General features: G+C 49.4%; 1 protein-coding gene. It reads right to left on the bottom strand.

Annotated elements, in window-relative coordinates:
• The coding region (locus tag ACUVJL_RS04355; RefSeq protein ID WP_445244731.1) for an S-layer homology domain-containing protein at positions 1-836 on the bottom strand (836 nt) is incomplete at its 3' end.
• Positions 837-1,050 lie beyond the last annotated feature (214 nt).

The following is a 1,050-nucleotide window of genomic DNA, read 5'->3' as shown; positions in this document are numbered from 1 at the left end:
CGAGTCATTGCCCGATTGCCTCGGAATGTGCCGTCTGGATATCCCGCAATGCAGCCGTATCTTTCTACTAGGGATTGCAAGGCGCCAAAAGCCCAATCTGTCGGCCGCACGTCGGACAGTTGGGAAACAGAGGTGACTTGTGCTGCGTCTTCTTGTATGCTGAGGTCATCAGCGGTGCCCGTCTCGCTGCTGAGCTCGTCAACTTTGCTGCCTTCAGCAACGTTTTGAGACTGAGGAGAGTTGGCAATTTCTAACTCCTGTGGGGGCGATTCGCCCATAGCCGCCGTTATTTCTGGGGCTGTTGCTGCACGATCGACTGTTGCTGTATCTGTTTCGGGCTCCGCACGATCGACTGTTGCTGTATCTGTTTCGGGTTCGGGGCGATCGACTGTTGCTGTATCTGTTTCGGGTTCCGCACGATCGACTGTTGCTGTATCTGTTTCGGGTTCCGCACGATCGACTGTTGGTGTATCTGTTTCGGGTTCCGCGCGATCGACTGTTGCTGTATCTGTTTCGGGTTCGGGGCGATCGACTGTTGCTGTATCTGTTTCGGGTTCGGGGCGATCGACTGTTGCTGTATCTGTTTCGGGTTCGGGGCGATCGACTGCTGAGTTAGTCTCTGCGGTTATCGCCGCTAACTGCGGTATCTCAATCTTAACTGCTGCCAGCGCGGAGGCTGGGTTAGCCACAGGGACGGCACTACCTTCTAGCGCAACTTCGGGAGTTGAGGTATCCTGAATTTGAGCTGTTGCGGAGCTCGCCCCTAAAGGCACCGCCACACCAGAAATCAAGAAAGACAGCCAAAAAGCTTTAACCGAGGTTGAATTCTTCACCACAACACTCACACCACTTGTTAAAAATTAAATCTGGCCAATGTTAACCGATAAGCTTGCTTATAAATGTATTTTGTTTAACAAATTCTTATAAATAGTTAAAATTATTTTAGGAAGCGATCGATTCCCAATTACTAATGACTGATGACAACTGACTACTGATTAATTCCCAAAATGAAATTTTTATTAGTTACAGATTTAGACAACACCCTAGTCG

The sequence above is a fragment of the Microcoleus sp. OTE_8_concoct_300 genome, from assembly GCF_031383065.1.
In the GTDB taxonomy this organism is placed as follows: Bacteria; Cyanobacteriota; Cyanobacteriia; order Cyanobacteriales; family Microcoleaceae; genus Microcoleus.
This window is presented reverse-complemented; position numbering and strand designations above follow the sequence as displayed.